The sequence below is a fragment of the Winogradskyella forsetii genome, from assembly GCF_013394595.1.
GTDB lineage: Bacteria > Bacteroidota > Bacteroidia > Flavobacteriales > Flavobacteriaceae > Winogradskyella > Winogradskyella forsetii.
The window spans coordinates 1,724,614-1,744,261 of the sequence record NZ_CP053348.1; the positions used below are offsets into that span (position 1 = coordinate 1,724,614).

Genomic DNA, 19,648 nt, shown 5'->3' on the forward strand with positions numbered 1-19,648 from the left:
AAAACTTTATAGTCGTTTTTAAGATAGATTTAGTTGAACTTGTTTATACTTTTTGTATTCAAGCGAAAATTAGTCATTTTGGGACCAATTGAAGACTTTTTAGAGATGCATAGCACCGCAACGGGACGAAAAAAAGACAAAAATTGGGTTCAAAATGGCAATTTTTTAGCAAATTGAAAAAGTTTAAGCGAGTTCATTGTATAATTTTTCCTGAATAATAATAATAAGAGAAAAATTATATAATATTGCATCGTTTATGATTAAGAGGATTTCTACCTTATGTATTCTGCTTTTGGCATTACCTGCGTTTGCGCAATTGGGTGGAGAATCGACCTATCAATTCCTCAATTTGGTATCATCACCAAGACAAGCCGCTTTAGGTGGAAAAATCATTACAAATTTTGATCATGATGTTACGGAAGCACTTTACAATCCAGCTTCCATTAATTGGCAGATGAACAATCAATTGGCCGTAAATGTTTCTAATTATTTAGGAGGCATAACTTACGGAACGGCTGCTTATGGCTATACTTGGGATCGACGTGTACAAACATTGCATATTGGATTGACTTATATCAATTATGGTTCGTTTGATGGGTATGATGTGAATGGAAATTCCACTGGAACGTTCAGCGGTAACGAAGCTGCACTTTCCTTTGGTTATAACTATAAAATCCCAAATACGGATTTTTATGTTGGTGCGAATGTAAAGCTCATAACCTCGCTTTTAGAACAATACAATTCCATTGGTGGTGCTGTAGATCTAGGTGCCATGTATATCAATGAAAAACTCGATTTTCATGCTGCTTTAACGGTTAGAAATTTGGGCACGCAATTTTCAACTTATGCAGGCCGACAAGAACCTTTGCCACTCGAAGTTAATTTTGGAATGTCCCAAACTCTTGAGAATGTACCATTGCGTTGGCATTTAACCTTGGAGAATTTGCAAAAATGGCCTATTGGTGTTTCTAATCCTGCGAGAGCAACCACAGATTTAGATGGTAACCAAACTGAAGAGCGAGTCAGTTTTTTTAATAAAGGCTTACGACACCTTATTTTAGGTGCGGAATTATTTCCGGAAGGTGGTTTCAATATTCGTTTAGGTTATAATTTTAGACGTGCAGAAGAATTGCGAATTGTAGATCAGAGAAACTTTTCAGGACTATCAGTTGGTGTGGGCATTAAATTAAACAGAATGCGTTTTAGTTATACGCATGCAAGATTTACAAGTGCATCAAATACCAGTTTTTTCGGACTTCAGATCGATTTGGATTCTCGAAGACGTTGGTAGATGATTTGATTTTTAATCATATTAAATTCCTGTTGTAAGTGTGAGGTTATAAATGTTCAAGAAAGAAGACACGAATTTTACTAATTAACACGAATAATGAGATTTGTGAAAATTAGTCAAATTCGTGTCAAAAAAAATTTAAACGCTTCATTATAAGTTTTAATATTTAGTTTAATTAAATTTGAATTCATCAAAATACGAGATTCCCGTTTTCATGGGAAATGAAATGAACAAAATCATCATCGCCATAGACGGATTTTCATCCACAGGAAAAAGTACGGTTGCTAAACAGTTAGCAAAACGTCTCAACTATATCTATGTGGATACTGGAGCGATGTACAGAGCGGTCACTTATTTTGCACTCGAGAATGAACTTATTGGCGAAGATTTTTTTGACGAAGAAGCTTTGATCCATAGGTTAGGGGATATCAGCATTACGTTTAAGTTTAATGAAGTAGCCGGTTTTGCTGAAGTCTATTTAAACGGAAAAAATATTGAAGCAGCTATCAGAACTCTAAGGGTTTCAAAATACGTGAGTCCTGTGGCAACTTTGTCTGAAGTGCGACGTAAGTTGGTAGAGCAGCAACAGCTTATGGGAAAAGATAAAGGTATTGTTATGGACGGTCGCGATATTGGAACGGTTGTTTTTCCTGATGCTGAATTAAAAATCTTTATGACGGCTTCAGCGGAAACAAGAGCCAAACGACGCTACAAAGAATTGTTGGATCGTGGCCATAATTTAAGTTATGACGATGTGTTGGAAAATGTAACAACACGAGATCGCATAGATTCTACAAGAGAAGATTCACCGTTAGTAAAAGCCGCTGACGCCATTGAAATTGATAATTCTAATTTGACTATTGAGGAGCAGTTGGAGACTTTACTAGGGTTGGCTCATCAAATTATTTCAAATTAAAAAAGCGATAAACAAACAGTTCATCGCTTCTAAAAATAAATAAAAAGTTTTACTAAAGCTTAGGAATAATCAATTCTTGACCAGGATGTATTAAATCTGGATTCTTTAGAATATCTGTATTCGCTTGGAATATTTTTTGGTACTTTCCTGGCTCGCCATAATATTGTTTGGCTATTTTGCCCAGTGTTTCTCCAGATTCTACAGTGTGTCTGGCATAAACCGATTCGTCCGCCACTTTAATGTCGGCCATAATATCAGAAGGGTTTTCGCCGCCCACTTCTTTGATTTTATCCCACATTAAATCTTTTTCGTATTGCGTAGACGCCGTTCCCCAAACTTTCAGTTTTCCGTTTTCCTCTTCAACTTTACCGTTTTGGATATTTAATTTTTCTCCCAAGTCCAATACATCTTGATATTTTGCTTTTACCATTTTTTGTAAGTTTTAAATTGTTAATAGTGTTGTAAAGATACCAAAATATGTACCAAATTTTAACATTTCAAACATGATTTTGATATACTGATTTATAAGACACAAATATCAAACTAAAGTCACATTATTTGGTGTCTGGTTTTCAGTACTTTAATTTTACAAAATGTTTTGGAAAAACTAGAATTATATCGTACTTTTGCACACCTTTTTAGCGGTTTATAGAAAATGAAAAGGAATTATAAATAAAAACAAACACTTCTACAGCTTTTACCGCATTCTTTTCAAGTAAGTTAGTAGAATACAAATTTTAATTCAGCACATGTCTGAAAAAGAAACAAATCAAGCTGATCCCGAAGTTTCGGGAGAAGCAAACGAAGCTGTAACAGCTGAAGCACCTCAAATATCTGAGGCTCAAAAAAACCCAGAAAAATTCTTAGAAGAGTTCGATTGGCACAATTACGAAGAAGGAATTGAGCAAGTTGCGGACACTAAATTAGAAGAGTTCGAAAAATTAGTATCAGAAAATTTCGTTGACACTTTAGATGACGAAGTTGTGGAAGGTACTGTAATTACAATCACAGATCGTGATGCAATTATTGACATTAACGCTAAGTCTGAAGGTGTAATTTCTCTTAATGAGTTCCGTTACAACCCAGATCTTAAAGTTGGTGACAAAGTTGAAGTATTAATTGATGTGCGTGAAGATGCAACAGGACAATTAGTATTATCTCACAGAAAAGCGAGAGTAATTAAAGCATGGGATCGTGTAAACAATGCACATGATACTGGCGAAATCGTTAACGGTTTTGTAAAATGCAGAACTAAAGGTGGAATGATCGTAGATGTATTTGGTATAGAAGCATTCTTACCAGGTTCTCAAATCGATGTGAAACCTATTAGAGATTACGATCAGTACGTTAATAAAACTATGGAATTTAAAGTTGTGAAAATCAACCACGAATTCAAAAACATAGTAGTGTCTCATAAAGCGCTTATTGAAGCCGATATTGAAGAACAAAAGAAAGAAATCATTGGCCAGTTAGAAAAAGGACAAGTATTAGAAGGTATTGTGAAGAATATTACTTCTTATGGTGTGTTTATCGATCTTGGTGGTGTAGATGGTTTAGTTCATATTACAGATTTATCTTGGTCTCGTATCAACCATCCAAATGAGATTGTTGAATTGGATCAGAAATTAAATGTAGTAATCCTTGATTTTGATGAGAACAAATCAAGAATCCAATTAGGTCTTAAGCAATTATCTAAGCATCCATGGGAAGCTTTAGGTGAAAGTGTAAAAGTTGGAGATAAGGTAAAAGGTAAAGTAGTGGTTATTGCTGATTACGGTGCTTTTGTTGAAGTAGAAGAAGGTGTTGAAGGCTTAGTTCACGTTAGTGAAATGTCTTGGTCAACCCATTTACGTTCAGCACAAGATTTCGTAAACGTTGGTGATGAAATCGATGCTGTTATCTTAACTTTAGATAGAGAGGATAGAAAAATGTCTCTTGGTATTAAGCAATTAACGCCAGATCCATGGACAGACATTACTTCTAAATACCCAGTAGGTTCTAAGCACACAGGTATTGTACGTAACTTTACAAACTTTGGTGTTTTTGTTGAATTAGAAGAAGGTATCGACGGATTGATTTATATCTCAGATTTATCTTGGACTAAGAAAATTAAGCATCCATCTGAATTCTGTAACGTAGGTGATAACTTAGACGTTGTCGTATTAGAGTTAGATGTAGAAGGACGTAAATTATCTTTAGGTCACAAACAAACTGAGGAGAACCCTTGGGACAAGTACGAAACTGAATTTGCTTTAGGTACTACGCACAAGGCTGCCATTACAGAAATGGTAGATAAAGGCGCAACTATCGATTTTAATGAAGACATTACGGCATTTGTACCGCAACGTCATTTAGAGAAAGAAGATGGTTCTAAACTTGGTAAAGGTGAAGAAGCAGAATTCAAGATCATTGAATTTAACAAAGAATTCAAACGTGTTGTAGCATCCCATACAGCAGTATTTAGAGAAGAAGAAGCAAAAATCGTTAAGCAAGCTGTTAGAAAACAGGAAGCTCAAGCGGCTGAAGCTAAACCAACTTTAGGTGATGCCAATGATGCTTTACAGGCACTTAAGGATAAAATGGACGGGAAGAAGTAAAAAATTCCAGCGAAAGCGGGAATCCCATTCTAATTATATTGTAAAGCCTCTCGTTATACGAGGGGCTTTTTTTATTGCGAATATTTGACTTTATGAAAGCGGTTTATTTATTATTAGCCACAATAGCATCAATTTTATTTGGGTTGGTTTTCTACAAACCATCAATGGATTTAAATTTGAAAACTACCTGTTTTTAGGTTTTATTGTTGGTGCAATAATGGCCATTTTGATTTTTAGATATAAAAAGAAAACTGAATAACATATTTTTAATTAATTTTTTCTTTGCGCCTATATGCCTTCACGAGAAAAACCATTGCAAACCACAAATTTTATCCTAACTTTGTAAACCAACAACGTTTGGAAACCATATGAGTCAAAAAGTACTACTTAACTCTAAAGAAGTCAATATTACCCTTCACAGATTGGCTTGCCAACTCATTGAGAACCATGATGATTTTTCTGAAACTGTATTAATTGGCATTCAACCAAGAGGAAAGTTTTTAGCCGATCGTTTAGCACAAATCCTTACCGAAGAATATAACATTAAGGATATTCAATTGGGCCATTTGGACATCACGTTTTTTAGGGACGATTTTAGAAGAGGAGACAAACCCTTGGAAGCCAATACCACTATCATAGATTTTATAGTCGAAAACAAAAACGTTGTCTTTATAGATGATGTACTATACACAGGTCGAAGTATAAGGTCTGCATTAACGGCAATACAGTCTTTCGGTAGACCAAAAGATATAGAGTTGTTAACCTTAATCGATAGACGATTTAGTAGGCATTTGCCAATTCAACCGAACTATAAAGGACGTCAAGTCGATGCGATTGATAATCAGAAAGTAAAAGTGAAGTGGATTGAGAATGAGGGAGAGGATGCAGTTTATTTGGTGGATAAGTGATTTTTGAATTACGAATTACGAATTACGAATTACGAATTACGAATTACGAAGATTGAAGCTTTAAGTTGGAAGCTCGAGGGATGACCAGAGAACGAAATTTAAGACGTATAAGTTTAAAATGAAATTTTAAGTTTTGTTTCTAAATGTTAAAAAAATAAATATAACAACTAGCAGTTTAGACTGAAGACTAAAGACTAAAGACTGCCAATTGAAGACTAAAAAAAATGAGCGAACTAAGTGTCAATCACTTACTGGGAATAAAATATCTGACCAAACAGGATATCGACCTTATTTTTGAAACTGCCGATCAGTTTAAGGAGGTCATCAATAGACCGATTAAAAAAGTACCATCGCTTCGGGATATTACGATCGCCAATTTGTTTTTTGAAAATTCCACGCGGACTAAGTTATCTTTCGAGCTTGCTGAAAAACGATTGTCGGCAGATGTCATAAATTTTTCGGCGTCGCAATCTTCAGTTAAAAAAGGAGAAACACTTATAGATACTGTAAACAACATACTTTCAATGAAAGTGGATATGGTGGTTATGCGTCATCCCAATCCTGGAGCAGGCGTGTTTTTATCCAAACATGTGAATGCAAGTATCATAAATGCTGGTGATGGTGCGCATGAGCACCCAACACAAGCCTTGTTGGATTCTTATTCCATCAGAGAGAAATTAGGAACCGTAAAAGGTAAAAATGTAGTCATTGTTGGCGATATTTTACACAGTAGAGTAGCGCTTTCAAACATTTATGCCTTACAATTACAAGGTGCCAATGTAATGGTTTGTGGACCAAAAACCTTACTGCCTAAGTACATTAAAGACTTAGGCGTAAAAGTAGAAACCAATTTAAAGAAGGCTCTAGAATGGTGTGATGTTGCCAATATGTTGAGAGTTCAGAACGAGCGCATGGATATTAGTTACTTCCCTTCAACACGAGAATATACACAGCAATTTGGAGTAAATAAAGAACTATTAGACAGCTTAGATAAAGAGATTGTAATTATGCATCCTGGACCAATAAACAGAGGTGTGGAAATTACAAGTGATGTAGCTGATTCTAAACAAGCCATTATCTTAAATCAAGTAGAAAATGGCGTTGCGGTTAGAATGGCAGTCATTTATCTATTAGCGTCTAAAATAAAACAATAAATCATGATTATAGATAGAGACGGAAATATTACCATAATCGCCCAAGAAAAAGCCTCTGTAAAAACTTTGGCCAACAACATAGAGCAGGCTTACGATAAGTATAAAAACTATCATCTTATTGTGAGATTGTCGAGTTTAGACAAAATTACATTAGAAGATGTTATAGAATTTTTAAGATTGAGTAACAATCACCGCAGTGCTAAAAAAAGTTTTGTAGTGGTTTCTGAAAAAGTAGATTTAGACGACATGCCAGATGAAATTGTCGTTGTCCCAACCATTCAAGAGGCTTACGACATCATTGAAATGGAAGACATGGAACGCGATTTAGGATTTTAAAATACGTTTTGTCGTTAAGTCGTTCGTCGTTTAGTTGTAACGACTCAACAACTTAACAACAAACAACTTAACAATTAATGAAATTAACCATCCTAGGCTGCCACAGTGCAACACCACGCACCAACACCAATCCAACATCTCAGGTTTTAGAGATTAAGAACCACATGTTTTTGATTGATTGTGGTGAAGGTACACAGGTGGAGCTGAGACGGAATAAGGTTAAGTTTTCAAGGATAAAACATATTTTTATTTCGCATCTTCATGGCGATCATTATTTTGGTTTAATTGGTTTGGTCAATACGTTTAGTCTTTTGACCAGGGAAACGGAACTTCATATTTATGCACCAAAAGGTCTAAAGGAAGTGATAACGCTTCAAATGAAATTGTCTGCGAGTTGGACTAAATATCCCCTTATTTTTCATGAGTTAAATGCTGAAGTTTCAGAATTAATATATGAAGATGATAAAGTTGAAGTACATACGATTCCTTTAAAACATCGGATTTATACCAATGGATTTCTGTTTAAAGAGAAAGAAAATGAGCGGAAATTAGATATTAATTTGGTGAATGAAGCAAATATCGATGTGGCCTATTTCAGAAAACTAAAACAAGGGTTTGACGTAGAAAATGAGGATGGTGTTCTAATCGCCAACGAAAAAGTGACCAAAGATCCCATTCCTGCAAAAAGTTATGCCTATTGTAGCGATACGGTTTATAATGAAGCGATGATTCCTCTAATTAAAGATGCAACAGTTTTATATCACGAATCGACTTTTTTAGATAAAAACGAAGCACTTTGTATGTCCACAAAGCACAGTACAGCGAAACATGCAGCGACAATAGCTCAAAAGGCAAATGTGGAAACCTTGATACTTGGTCATTATTCGACGCGTTATAATGGTTATGACGAGTTTAAGACCGAAGCACAAACCATTTTTGAGAACGTGCTTTTGGCTAAGGATGGAAAATCATTTGAGTTTTAAAAAAACATTACCATGGAAAAAGACTTAAGCAACTACAGAAAATCATACGAAAAAGGAGAATTGTTATTGGATAATGTTCCCGAAAACCCAATTGAGCTATTCAGAAATTGGTTTGTGGAGGTCGATACGCATTTTGATGTCGATGAAACTAACGCCATGACGGTTTCTACATTTGGTTTAGACGGCTATCCAAAGAATAGGGTAGTGCTGCTCAAAAAATATACACACGAAGGTTTTATATTCTACACCAACTACGATAGCGAAAAAGGAAAGGCTATTGCAGAAAATCCAAATGTCTGTTTATCATTTTTTTGGCATGCGGCAGAGCGCCAAATCATAATTAAAGGCAAAGCCGAAAAAGTATCGGAAAACCTGAGTGACGGTTACTTTGAATCGAGACCAAGAGGAAGCCAGTTAGGAGCAGTAGTTTCCAATCAAAGTGAAGTGGTGAAAGATAGAGCGGAATTAGAATCCAAACTAAAAGCATTAGAATCAAAATTTGAAGGCAAAGAAATAGAGCGACCAAAGAATTGGGGAGGTTATATTATAAAACCTGTAGAATTAGAATTCTGGCAAGGCAGACCCAATAGACTTCACGATAGAATCCGCTATCAACTCCAAGACGATTACAATTGGAAGATTGAGCGTTTAGCACCTTGAATCAGTTCGGAGTTCAGAGTTCAGAGTTCAAATTGATTGAGTTATTTAGAAATTTAGTTATAAAATTTATATGAATGGTTACGAATTACTTAAATAACCCAATAATCTAATTCTAATCCCTAATATTTCAAAATGCAAAAATCAAAATAACCGACAAACGGTAATTATTTTAAGATTAAATACATAATTATTGTGTTCAAAAGTGCATTTCGTCGATGTTTTACATAAAAACACGACAAAATACATGTATTTCATCGAATTTATAAAATAATTCTTTTTTTTTAATAAGTAGGTAATTAATTTAGAAGTCCCAAACCTAAATTACCTACTTATGAAAGCTTCAAAACTCTTGCCGTTTTTGGCTATTATTGCTCTTTTTAGTTTTACATCTTGTTCCACAGACTCTATGGAAGATGAGACGTTGAACGCCATTGAAGTTCCGGTTGCACCTCAGGCAAAACAGATTGAAATAGAAATCATGGAACTCATTAATGCTTATAGAATCAATGAAGGATTAAATCCTTTACAAAATCATAGTACGGTAAAAGCTGTTGCATTTACACATACAGACTATATGATTGAAGTGAACAACGTATCCCACGATAATTTCTTTCTAAGACAACAGAGCTTACAAGCCAATGCGAGCGCCAATGTCGTTTCAGAAAATGTGGCTTATGGTTTTAATTCAGCAGCATCAGTTGTAAATGCCTGGTTAAATAGTCCAAGTCACAGAGAAAACATTGAGGGCGATTTCACGGATTTTGACGTATCAGCAGAAAAGAACGCTGAAGGGAAATGGTATTTTACTAATATGTTTATTAAGCGGTAATCTGCGTAGAAAGTTAATTAGTATTTACCGTCTTTATCCACAGGTTTTTATTTGATCCATAATGGCATCTCAGCCTTTGTGAAAATCTACCGCAAAAGATGAGTTCACTTATAAGTAAATTTATTAAAACGTATTATCTATTAATAAAAAAATGGTGCCCAACAATTTCCATAATTTCAAAACCATCTGACACCAATTATAACTAAAGAGCATAATCTACTTCAACAGCATACGCTTGGTCATAATATCTTTGCCATTAGCATATAAGGCATAAAGATACATCCCTGCACCATTCAAATCTTTGGAATTTATAGTAATAGTACCTTTATTTTCTTTTACAGGATAGGTTTTGAGCATTTTACCATTAAGGTCAAAAATTAAAATAGCGGCTTCATCAAAAGCTTCTGGTATAACGTAGGTAATGCTTGTGCTAGCGCTAAGTGGATTTGGTGTATTTTGCGATAATTGATACGCATTTTTTTCAATGCGAGCCAATTCTTCTGCTGAAAACGACTTCTCATAGACTACTCGTGGCTCTAACTGACTCTCTAAATTCTCGACTTTTGCATTTAACCCTTTAATAGCTTCGGTAAGCTCTGATATTAAACCTATATAGTTCACAGATTTGTAACTGCCAGTGCCTTCAAACTCGCCTTCTTCATTGTAAATAGGATAGGTGGTATTGTGTACCAGTTCTGGATATACCGCTTCTACCTCTTGCGCAATGAGCCCATGCTGTAAGCCCTCATCAAAATTTAAATTGGCATTTTCTTTATAGGTGTACGTATAGCCATTGAGCAAGGTAATTGAAATCTAAGCCCATAGACCATCTGCCCATTCATTGTGGTTAACTCACCGAGACTAAACCATTGGTTAGTGAAATCAAAGTTACTGCCGCTTTGCAATTGGGTTACCAAGCCAGGTTGAAACCTAAAGATCTCACCTGTTAATGGAGGTGAAACTGGAGCAATAGTTGTGTTGATGCCGTTAAAAGATTGATTGTTTTGAGCATAGCCTAATACATTAAAAAGTAATGCGACGAAAAACAAGTTTACTGTTTTCATGATTATATAGAATTTAATTAATAGACTGTTTTAATATCTAGCACTATGCATAACATTAAAACTTCCCATAAAGTTAACATAACCAATACATTAGTTTATTATTTAAATATTATCTTAGTGTTATGAAAAAGAGATTGACCTACGCTTTGGTAATATTAATGCATTTTGTGGGCTATGCACAATTCCCTACAGACATTCCACTAGAACTAAGGGCACAGTTTAATGGTCGATATGGTTATACTGTAATTGGTAATACCATGAATGAAACTGATAATTGGTTTCAATCCCCTCCTCCTCCTTGTCAAATGCTTACTGAATCTTCGGCAACTCTGAACTTACAACCTAATCAAACTTTAGTCGCAGCGTATTTATATTGGTCAGGTATTGAAGATGGTACTTACGATACAATAATTCAACTAAATAGTGAAGAAATTATATCAGAAGAAACATTTGTTGTTGACCCAGAACAAGTTGGTACAACGCCTTATTTTGGCAGTTTTAAAGACATTACAAACCAAGTAAACTCATATGGTAATACTACATATACTTTTTCAGATTTTGATTTAAACCCAGTGATAGATAGCTACTGCAATACGGCAGTTTATTACGCTGGTTGGTCAATTTTAATAGTTTATGAAGATTCGTCCTTACCGATACAACAACTTAATATATATGACGGCTTAGCATCAGTATATGGATATGAAGGTAATTCTAGCACTACAATAAATTTAGGGAATTTGAATATAAGTGATATACAAGACGCTAGAATAGGTTATTTAGCATGGAATGGCAGTCCTAACCTATTTTTTAACGAAAGTATTTCTTTTAATGGAACTATTTTGAGCAATGCGCTAAACCCAGCGGATAATCCGTTTAATGGCACTAATAGTTATACAGGTGTTACCGATTTATGGAATATGGATTTAGATCAGTTTGATATTTCAAATTTTATACAAGTAGGCGACACTGAAGCCACTTTAACATTTACATCAGCTCAATATCGTTTCATCCAAAACGTCGTCACGGTCATTCCCTCAGAGTTACCAGATGCTACTGTAGAACTTAACAGCATTAACAACCAAGACCCTTGCGATGATAGAAATATCAGTCTAAACATTGATATTAATAATTTTAATAGCTTTGAGGTGTTGCCTGCCAATACACCCTATTCCATTTTTGCTTTAGATGCCAATGACGAAGAGGTGTTTATTGCCACCTTTTTTACTCAAAATGCACTCCCAATTGATGGTACAGAAAACCAAACAGTAAATGTTAGTATTCCTAATACCATACCTAACACCACTACGCTTATTATTAAAGCCAATACGCTACAAGATGCCAGTAATCCTATTAATGAGAGCAATAGTCTTAATAATGTGGTAACGTTACCACTTATTTTGCCGCAAACGCCAAGCATTACAAACTCACCAACAGATATTAGCGCTGCAAACACTATACCCATTGACCTTACCTCTAATAATCTGGAAACTTTGGGTATTACTAACCCAGAAGAGTACGAAATCACTTATCATCTATCGGCTTCGGATGCTGATAACGGCACCAACGCCATTACCAGTCCTAGCAACTTTTTGGCTAACAACAGTCCTCAGATCATATATATGCGTGTGGAAAGTGTATTGTCCACAGTTTGTTTTATCACGGAAAGTTTTGAGGTAAGCTATGAAGACGGATTACCATTTCCAACCGATGTACCACTAGAACTTCGCGCACAATACAGTGGGCAATATGGCTATACAGTTATTGGTAATACGTTAAATGAAGCCGATAATAAAACAGTTACACCTTGCCAAATGTCGACTGAGTCCTCTGCCTTATTAAGCCTATCACCAAATCAAGTTCTAATAGCTGCTTATCTATATTGGTCGGGTATTGGTGAAGGCACGGTTAATCCTTCTGTAAATCTTAACGATATACCTCTAATTGCAGATGAAATTTTCGCCGTAGATACTCAACAAAATGGTAGTGCACTATACTTTGGCAGTTTTAAAAACATTACCAATCAGGTCAGCGCATTTGGTAATAGTATCTATCATTTTTCTGATTTAGATTTGAATCCTATAATTGGAAATTATTGCTCAACAGGTCAATATTATTCAGGCTGGTCAATCTTAGTGATTTACGAAGATAACACGCTACCTATACAACAACTAAATATTTATGATGGATTAGTATCAGTCTATGGATTAGAGGAGAATGCTAGTACTAGTGTATCCATCGGTAATCTGAATGTAACTGACACTACCAATGCGACTCTAGGCTATTTGGCATGGAATGGTAGCCCTAATTCATTTATTAACGAGAGTGTTTCCTTTAATGGAACTCTATTGAGCAATGGACTAAACCCTGTTGATAACCCATTTAATGGTACCAATGGCTACACAGGTGCCACCAATCTCTGGAATATGGACTTGGATATCTTCGATATTTCTAACTTAATTCAAATTGGCGATACCGAAGCCACTTTTACATTTACATCAGCCTTTGATAGAATCATCCAAAACGTAGTAACGGTCATTCCGTCAGAGCTTCCCGATGCCACAGCAGAGCTTATAGCCATTAACAACCAAAACCCTTGTGATGATAGAGACATCAGCTTAAACATTAATATTAATAATTTTAATGCCTTTGATGTCCTGCCTGCCAATACACCGTATTCCATCTTTGCTTTAGATGCCAATGACGACGAGGTGTTTATTGCCACCTTTTTCACTCAAAATGCACTCTCTGTTGATGGTACAGAAATCCAAGTGATAGACCTTAGTATTCCTAATACGGTGCCTAACACCACCACCCTAATTATTAAAGCCAATACCTTACAAGATGGCAGTAACCCAACTAACGAGAGCAACGTGCTCAATAACGAGATCACCTTAGCACTTACGTTACCACAAACGCCAAGCATCACAATCCCACCCACAGACATCAGCCTTTGTGGGAGTATTGCAGATAATACGACCATAGACCTTACACAAAACAACCTTACCAGCTTGGGAGTTGCCAACCCAACAGAATACAGCATCAGCTATCACCTCTCGGATGCCGAGTCACAAAATGGGAGTAATGCTATTGCTAATCCTAGTAGTTTTATCGCTACAAGCAATCCGCAGACGCTATTTATCCGTATAGAAAGCAACTTGTCACCAAACTGTTTTACCAGCACTAGTTTTGAGGTCAGCTATGCAGCCATACCACAGATACAGCAGACCTTGGATATTAATGAATGCCAAGTCAACGGCCAAACAGATTCCTTCGATCTCACACTCAACAATGCGGTGAGTATGGGTATTACTGATCCGTCTTCTGTAAGCATTACCTACCATGAAAACCTCGATTGGGCACAAAATGGAATAGCTCAAATCATCAATATTAATGATTATCCCATTGGCTTGGCAGATACACTAACCATTTATGTCCGTGTAGAAAATAGCAACAACTCCAATTGCTTTACCACAGCATCCTTTCAGCTCAATAGCTTTGCCCTTAGTATGGGTGATTTGCAGAACCTTACAGCAGAAGCCTGTACAAGTCTTGGGCAAGAAGCCGTTTTTGATCTTACAGTAAATACGCCTTTAGCACTTGGCACTCAAAGTCCGCAAGATTTTAGTGTCAGTTACCATCTAAGCGAAAATGAAGCGCAAAACGGCAGTAATGCTATTGAAAATCCTACGGCTTATACCAGTACAGCGCTTAGCCAGACCATTTGGTTGCGGCTTACTTTAGATACAGCCCCAACGGCTTGTGCGGCCTTAGGCAGTTTTACCCTACAGACCGAGCCACTAACCGTAGTTAATAATGTGAGTGACCTTAGCATACAAGCTTGCGTATTTCCAAACGAGCCTGTAAGCTTTGACCTTACTCAAAATACAGCGATTGCTCTTGGGAATCAAGACCCACAGTTATTTGCTATAAGCTACCATACCAGCGAAGCTGAGGCAGAAAATGGTACGAATGCCATTGGTAATCCTTCCAATTATGAAAATACCAGCAATCCGCAGACCCTTTGGTTGCGCTTAGAGCGCAATGACATCTTACCGCTTTGTTATGCTGTTGCACCTTTTGATATTGAAGTGGTCGGAACGCCAGAGATTAATTTTAACCCAGCACCCTTGCAGATTTGTGCTAGTGATAATACTGGTTTTGCGGTATTCAATCTTAATGCGTCTATGGCAGATATTGCCTTTGGTAATCCTAATATTGCGGTAAGTTTTCATTCGTCTATGGTTAATGCTCAAAGCGATACAGGCGCTTTGCCATTGAGCTATGAAAATACGCTTGCTGGACTTGAAACCATATTCTTCCGTACCGAAGATGTTATCAATGGTTGTAGCTTTACAGGCAGTTTAGATCTACAGGTTTTGGAAATACCTGAGCTTAGTAATACTGCTGCTGTACTTTCTGAATGTGCTATGGATAATACTACAGCTGTTTTTGACCTTAGTGCTATTAACGCAGTTCTTATTGAAAATGCTGCAAGTACCAATTTTGAAGTGCAGTACTTTGTTAGCGAAACCGATGCGCTCAGTGGCACCAATCCTATTGGCAATACTAATAGTTTTACCAATACCACCAATCCGCAACAACTTTGGTTGGGTGTTTCTAATAGTAACAATTGCTATGCGGTGGCGAGTTTTGAGCTGAGTGTGCTTACAAGTACCGTTATTGCAGATAACACAATAATTGACGACCTTAGTTTTTGTAGTGAAGAGCCAACAGCACTGATGGCCACGATAGATCTAAGCCAATATGATACGCTCATCAATCCCAATCCCTTACCAAACACCCAAGTGCTATATTATGAGGGTTGGGACAATTTTAATCTAGATATAGCTATAGAAAGTCCAGCTGCTTTTTTGATAGATATGCCGAGTACAGTGCTTATTGCAGAAATCATTAATACCGAAACGCAGTGTCGATCACCGCAACCAATAACGTTTGAAATTACAATTAATCCATTGCCTGTATTTAGTTTGCCCGAAGTACTGCCCTTATGTCTAGATGACCAAACAGGGCAACCCTTAGAGCTTTCATTTTCTCCACCTTTACTCGATACAGGATTAGCAGGAAGTAACAACACTTTTGAGTGGTTGCTCAATGGCGAACCCTTAGGATTGAGTACCTCTAGCATTACGGCCGACCTGCCTGGAAATTACACCGCTATCGTCACCAACTTTGGCAGCGACTGTAGTTACAGTCAAAACACTTTGGTAGAAGCGGTTAGCCCTCCAATATTTGATGTTGTGGTTTTAAGCGCATCATTTTCAGAAGTTGGCGAAGTAGACGTTCAAAATATAGTTGGGCAAGGTATATTTGAGTTTCAATTAGATGATGAGCCGTTGCAATTGCTTGAACAAGGCGCAACCAATTTGTTGTTTAGTAATATACCAGATGGTGTGCATACCATTACAGGACGTGATATTTATGGCTGTGGGAGTACCACGGTTGAATTTACCGTGCTTGGGTTTGCACCATTTTTTACACCCAATGATGATGGTGTTAATGATTTTTGGAATATAATGTCCTTAAGAGACCAACCCAATGCAACTATATCTATTTTTAACCGCTTTGGTAAATTGATTTATTCCGGAAACCCGGAACAAGGTGGTTGGGATGGGACTTATGGAGGCAACAAAATGCCAACTAATGATTATTGGTTCAAAGTAGAGTTTATCGATCCTAGAACTAATAATCCTGCCGTGTTTAAAAGTCATTTTACCTTGAAGCGTTAAGTCTGGCTTAGAGCTTTATGTTTTGTGTTGAATAAATGGGTTGGATTATAAGTATGATGCAGAATTGAGAAAAACTTTTGGATTGATGCAAGATATAAGTGATAACTCGATGCGATTTTCCATAGCGAAAATGATAGTGAAGATTTAGCATTTTCACCAGAGATTATAATTATCCATAGTTTTTGTTTATTCATTGTTTTATAATTAGGACCTATGATAAAATAAAAAAGCAAGCTCATTATAAGCTTGCTCTTTTCATCTCAGTTTAGTTTGGGAATTTATTCTCTTTCTTTATCGCCATCTACAATGTAGAAATAAGAACGTCTATTTAATTGGTGTTCTTCCTCAGAACATTTAACACCGTTAGCACATTCATTTAAAAGTCGGGTTTCTCCAAAACCTCTAGCACTTTCTATTCTGTGGGCTTCGATGCCTCTAGATATGATATACTCTGCTGTAGATTTTGCGCGTCTATCCGATAATTTAAGATTGTATTTGTCACGACCTCTACTATCCGTATGCGATTCAATTTTAATGATCATTTCAGGGTGTTTACGCAGTACATCTACAATATTTTCCAATTCGTATTGGGCATCTGTTCTAATCTCGGATTTATCAAAATCAAAGAATATTGGGTTTATAATAATCTGGCTATCTAGGATTAATGGTTTCAGCGTTAAATCAACTGTATTTACTTTTTTGTTTTCATTGGATGTTGTTATGGTATGCTGATCCTCTTGATAATCTGGTTTGGTTCCAAGAATAGTGTAAGTGGTGTTGCATTCTATTTCAAACGTATAAGATCCATCTGCCGTAGTCACTACTTCTGCTAGAATTTTACCTGTTTCATCAATAAGTTGCACAGTAACGTCACTTAATATAATCTCAGTTCTGTGTTCTCTGGCTATACCTGTAATTTGTTGGTTACATTCTATCACATTAAAACTATAAATATCATCGCCGCCTTTTCCATTTGGTCGATTTGATGAGAAGTAGCCTTGACGTGTGTCACTATTAACAAAATACGCAAAATCGTCATAACCACTATTGAAAGGTGCTCCAATATTTTCTGGTTCTTCTGTTGGTTCTTCTTTTAAGATATTGGATTTAAAAATATCCAGTAAGCCTAAATTCAAATGACCATCTGAAGAAAAGTAGAAGGTGCTATCCTTAGCAACGTAAGGAAACATTTCGCGACCTTCAGTGTTAATTTTTTCACCAAGATTTTCAGGCGTTCCATAAGTGCCATCTTCATTGATAGCAACCGAATAAATATCAGTCTGACCAATACCGCCTTCACGATCAGAGACAAAGAATAATGTTTTATTATCCGGACTCAATACAGGATGACCCGTTGAGAACACATCATCATTAAAAGGTAAATCTATGACATTCGTCCAAGCATTACCTACAAGTGTCGCTTTATAAATTTTGAGGTAGGTGGTGCCTTCTTTATCATAATTTAATCTGTTGCGTTTATTCATATTATCTCTTGTGAAAAACATCGTTTTACCATCCTTGGTAATCGCAACGGACGCTTCATGATATTCCGTATTTACGTCTTCTGAATTAATTTGAGTAGGAGCACCATAAGATCGGGTGCCATCTTCTTTATTCTCAGTTACGTTAATTTTAAATATATCAAGAAAAGGTTCTTTATTCCAACTATAGACCTTGCCGTCATCACCTCTCGCCGAAGCAAAATAAAGTGTACTGTCCTTTAAAAAAGACCCAAAGTCCGAATTTTCAGAATTAAAGGATAGATTTTCAATCTTTACCACTAAATCTTCGTTTTTGGAAGTCAGTTTATCATAGATATCAACTTCATCTGGATCATAACCTGTAAGACGGCTATCCCCTTGTTGCGCTTCAATTAGCTTTTTAAACCAAACATCTGCTTCTTTATAGTTGCCTATACTTCTAAGGGATTGAATGTACTTGTAGATATATTCAGCTTCAATATCTTTGTATTCTTCCAATGCTTGTTTATACCAGTAAACTGCCTTTTCAGAATTGGAATTATTATAATAAGCATCGCCTAGACGTGTTAAAACGTGAGCGTCGGCTTTTCCTTTCTCAACGACTTTTTCATATAATTCAATTGCTTTTACATAGCCATAATTTTCAAAGAATTTATCGGCCAATTTCGTTTGGGAAAAAGACAACGAACTGAATAAAACTAGTATGAGCGCTAATATTTTGGTTTTCATAATACGGTTCTGTTTAGAAATATCTTGGCGATTTAATTCGTTTGCTTTTAAAAACTTCAAACATTAGTAATATTTCGTGAGTACCACTAGTGTAAGGAGCTATATCCGAAAGCGGATATTCATAGGCATAGCCAACTCTAAATTGTTTTGAGACTTGAAAATCTGCAATACCGCCAAGGGCAGCCGCATATTGATTCACTCTGTAGGCTGCTCCAAGCCATAATTTTTCATTAAATAAAAAGTTTGCAGAAGCATCAAAAGATAATGGTGCGCCGTTAGTTGCTTTTAGCAATACAGAAGGTTTTAATTTTGTACTTTCACTAAGATCAAACACATAACCAGCAGTAAGGTAATAACTAATACGCTCCAACGCTACATAATCTAAGCTGCCTTGGCGACCTTTATTGTAATCTGTATTTAAAATTCTTGGAGCCGATAAACCTGCATACCAACGTTGCGAATGTAAATATAACCCAGCACCAACATTAGGACTCCATCGGTTAGAGACATCATTGAAATATTGATCGTTAACTACAGACGGATCGGTAAGTAATTCTTGATCTATAAAGTAATGTGTCATACCAGCTTTTAATCCTAAAGCTAATTTTGTTTTTTCACTAATTTTAAGGGTATATGAATAATCGGCATAGAGATATGAGAAATTTTCATAGCCGAGTTGATCATTAATAAAGGAAACACCTAAACCCATGTTTTCGTTTCGTAAAGGCGCATGTATGGATAAGGTTTGTGTTTCTGGTCCACCGTCGAAACCAACCCATTGACTTCTATGTAAACCCACAATGCTTAGCGTTTCCCTACTACCAGCATAGGCCGGATTAATAGAAATGGTGTTAAACATATATTGCGTAAACTGAGGTAACTGCTGCGAAAAGGCAGTAGAAACACTCAAGAAGAGTATCACAATACTTATAATTTTTGATAACTTCATCGGT

General features: G+C 36.3%; 15 protein-coding genes. 10 read left to right on the top strand and 5 right to left on the bottom strand.

The window, feature by feature from the left end:
* Window positions 1-256: 256 nt before the first annotated feature.
* A complete protein-coding gene (gene porQ / locus HM987_RS07560; RefSeq protein WP_179006663.1) occupies window positions 257-1,291 on the top strand; it encodes a type IX secretion system protein PorQ in 1,035 nt (344 codons plus the stop codon).
* Between the two features lie 226 nt (window positions 1,292-1,517).
* Window positions 1,518-2,207: a (d)CMP kinase gene (gene cmk, locus HM987_RS07565; protein WP_179009944.1), complete on the top strand. Its 690-nt coding sequence runs from the start codon at window positions 1,518-1,520 to the stop codon at window positions 2,205-2,207.
* A gap of 52 nt (window positions 2,208-2,259) precedes the next feature.
* Here the strand turns inward: cmk and HM987_RS07570 are convergent, their stop codons facing one another.
* Window positions 2,260-2,637, bottom strand: a complete 378-nt coding sequence (locus HM987_RS07570; protein ID WP_178988280.1) for a LysM peptidoglycan-binding domain-containing protein — start codon at window positions 2,635-2,637, stop codon at window positions 2,260-2,262.
* A 319-nt stretch (window positions 2,638-2,956) separates the two neighbouring features.
* Between HM987_RS07570 and rpsA the strand changes: the two genes are divergently transcribed.
* The 7 genes from rpsA (at window position 2,957) to HM987_RS07605 (ending at window position 9,674) form a co-directional block, all read left to right on the top strand.
* A complete protein-coding gene (gene rpsA / locus HM987_RS07575) occupies window positions 2,957-4,804 on the top strand; it encodes a 30S ribosomal protein S1 (protein WP_179006665.1) in 1,848 nt (615 codons plus the stop codon).
* A 368-nt stretch (window positions 4,805-5,172) separates the two neighbouring features.
* On the top strand, window positions 5,173-5,712 hold the full coding sequence (pyrR, locus tag HM987_RS07580) for a bifunctional pyr operon transcriptional regulator/uracil phosphoribosyltransferase PyrR (RefSeq protein ID WP_179006667.1): 540 nt from the start codon (window positions 5,173-5,175) through the stop codon (window positions 5,710-5,712).
* A gap of 224 nt (window positions 5,713-5,936) precedes the next feature.
* Window positions 5,937-6,866 carry an aspartate carbamoyltransferase catalytic subunit gene (locus HM987_RS07585; RefSeq protein ID WP_179006669.1) on the top strand — a complete coding sequence of 310 codons (930 nt, stop codon included), beginning with the start codon at window positions 5,937-5,939 and terminating at the stop codon, window positions 6,864-6,866.
* A 3-nt stretch (window positions 6,867-6,869) separates the two neighbouring features.
* Window positions 6,870-7,202: a ribonuclease Z gene (locus tag HM987_RS07590; RefSeq protein WP_179006671.1), complete on the top strand. Its 333-nt coding sequence runs from the start codon at window positions 6,870-6,872 to the stop codon at window positions 7,200-7,202.
* A gap of 77 nt (window positions 7,203-7,279) precedes the next feature.
* Entirely contained in the window at window positions 7,280-8,185 is a 906-nt protein-coding gene (locus HM987_RS07595) for a ribonuclease Z (protein ID WP_179006673.1), read from the top strand.
* Window positions 8,186-8,197: 12 nt separating this feature from the next.
* The gene (pdxH, locus tag HM987_RS07600; protein ID WP_179006675.1) at window positions 8,198-8,845 is read left to right on the top strand and encodes a pyridoxamine 5'-phosphate oxidase; all 648 of its coding nucleotides are present in this window, start codon (window positions 8,198-8,200) and stop codon (window positions 8,843-8,845) included.
* Between the two features lie 331 nt (window positions 8,846-9,176).
* Window positions 9,177-9,674, top strand: coding sequence for a CAP domain-containing protein (locus tag HM987_RS07605; protein WP_179006677.1), 498 nt, complete (start codon window positions 9,177-9,179; stop codon window positions 9,672-9,674).
* Window positions 9,675-9,890: 216 nt separating this feature from the next.
* Here the strand turns inward: HM987_RS07605 and HM987_RS07610 are convergent, their stop codons facing one another.
* Window positions 9,891-10,475 (bottom strand): tail fiber domain-containing protein, encoded by a 585-nt coding sequence (locus tag HM987_RS07610; protein ID WP_179006679.1) that lies wholly within the window; start codon window positions 10,473-10,475, stop codon window positions 9,891-9,893.
* Complete coding sequence (locus HM987_RS07615; protein ID WP_179006681.1) at window positions 10,430-10,738, bottom strand: hypothetical protein; 309 nt, start codon at window positions 10,736-10,738, stop codon at window positions 10,430-10,432. Before HM987_RS07615 ends, HM987_RS07610 begins: the two co-directional genes overlap by 46 nt.
* A 122-nt stretch (window positions 10,739-10,860) precedes the next feature.
* Here HM987_RS07615 and HM987_RS07620 point away from each other — a divergent pair, with 122 nt between their 5' ends.
* Complete coding sequence (locus HM987_RS07620; protein ID WP_179006683.1) at window positions 10,861-16,485, top strand: T9SS type B sorting domain-containing protein; 5,625 nt, start codon at window positions 10,861-10,863, stop codon at window positions 16,483-16,485.
* 278 nt (window positions 16,486-16,763) lie between these two features.
* Here HM987_RS07620 and HM987_RS07625 read toward each other — a convergent pair whose 3' ends face one another.
* Both HM987_RS07625 and HM987_RS07630 read right to left on the bottom strand, forming a co-directional pair.
* On the bottom strand, window positions 16,764-18,695 hold the full coding sequence (locus HM987_RS07625) for an OmpA family protein (protein ID WP_179006685.1): 1,932 nt from the start codon (window positions 18,693-18,695) through the stop codon (window positions 16,764-16,766).
* A gap of 13 nt (window positions 18,696-18,708) precedes the next feature.
* Window positions 18,709-19,644, bottom strand: a complete 936-nt coding sequence (locus HM987_RS07630) for a PorP/SprF family type IX secretion system membrane protein (protein ID WP_179006687.1) — start codon at window positions 19,642-19,644, stop codon at window positions 18,709-18,711.
* Window positions 19,645-19,648: the final 4 nt, after the last annotated feature.

Coding starts and splice junctions, on each gene's coding strand:
- pdxH (WP_179006675.1), top strand. CDS start 8,198: ATGGAAAAAGACTTAAGCAACTACAGAAAATCATACGAAAAAGGAGAA.
- HM987_RS07570 (WP_178988280.1), bottom strand. CDS start 2,637: ATGGTAAAAGCAAAATATCAAGATGTATTGGACTTGGGAGAAAAATTA.
- HM987_RS07585 (WP_179006669.1), top strand. CDS start 5,937: ATGAGCGAACTAAGTGTCAATCACTTACTGGGAATAAAATATCTGACC.
- HM987_RS07595 (WP_179006673.1), top strand. CDS start 7,280: ATGAAATTAACCATCCTAGGCTGCCACAGTGCAACACCACGCACCAAC.
- cmk (WP_179009944.1), top strand. CDS start 1,518: ATGAACAAAATCATCATCGCCATAGACGGATTTTCATCCACAGGAAAA.
- HM987_RS07630 (WP_179006687.1), bottom strand. CDS start 19,644: ATGAAGTTATCAAAAATTATAAGTATTGTGATACTCTTCTTGAGTGTT.
- HM987_RS07615 (WP_179006681.1), bottom strand. CDS start 10,738: ATGAAAACAGTAAACTTGTTTTTCGTCGCATTACTTTTTAATGTATTA.
- HM987_RS07605 (WP_179006677.1), top strand. CDS start 9,177: ATGAAAGCTTCAAAACTCTTGCCGTTTTTGGCTATTATTGCTCTTTTT.
- HM987_RS07625 (WP_179006685.1), bottom strand. CDS start 18,695: ATGAAAACCAAAATATTAGCGCTCATACTAGTTTTATTCAGTTCGTTG.
- rpsA (WP_179006665.1), top strand. CDS start 2,957: ATGTCTGAAAAAGAAACAAATCAAGCTGATCCCGAAGTTTCGGGAGAA.
- porQ (WP_179006663.1), top strand. CDS start 257: ATGATTAAGAGGATTTCTACCTTATGTATTCTGCTTTTGGCATTACCT.
- HM987_RS07620 (WP_179006683.1), top strand. CDS start 10,861: ATGAAAAAGAGATTGACCTACGCTTTGGTAATATTAATGCATTTTGTG.
- HM987_RS07590 (WP_179006671.1), top strand. CDS start 6,870: ATGATTATAGATAGAGACGGAAATATTACCATAATCGCCCAAGAAAAA.
- pyrR (WP_179006667.1), top strand. CDS start 5,173: ATGAGTCAAAAAGTACTACTTAACTCTAAAGAAGTCAATATTACCCTT.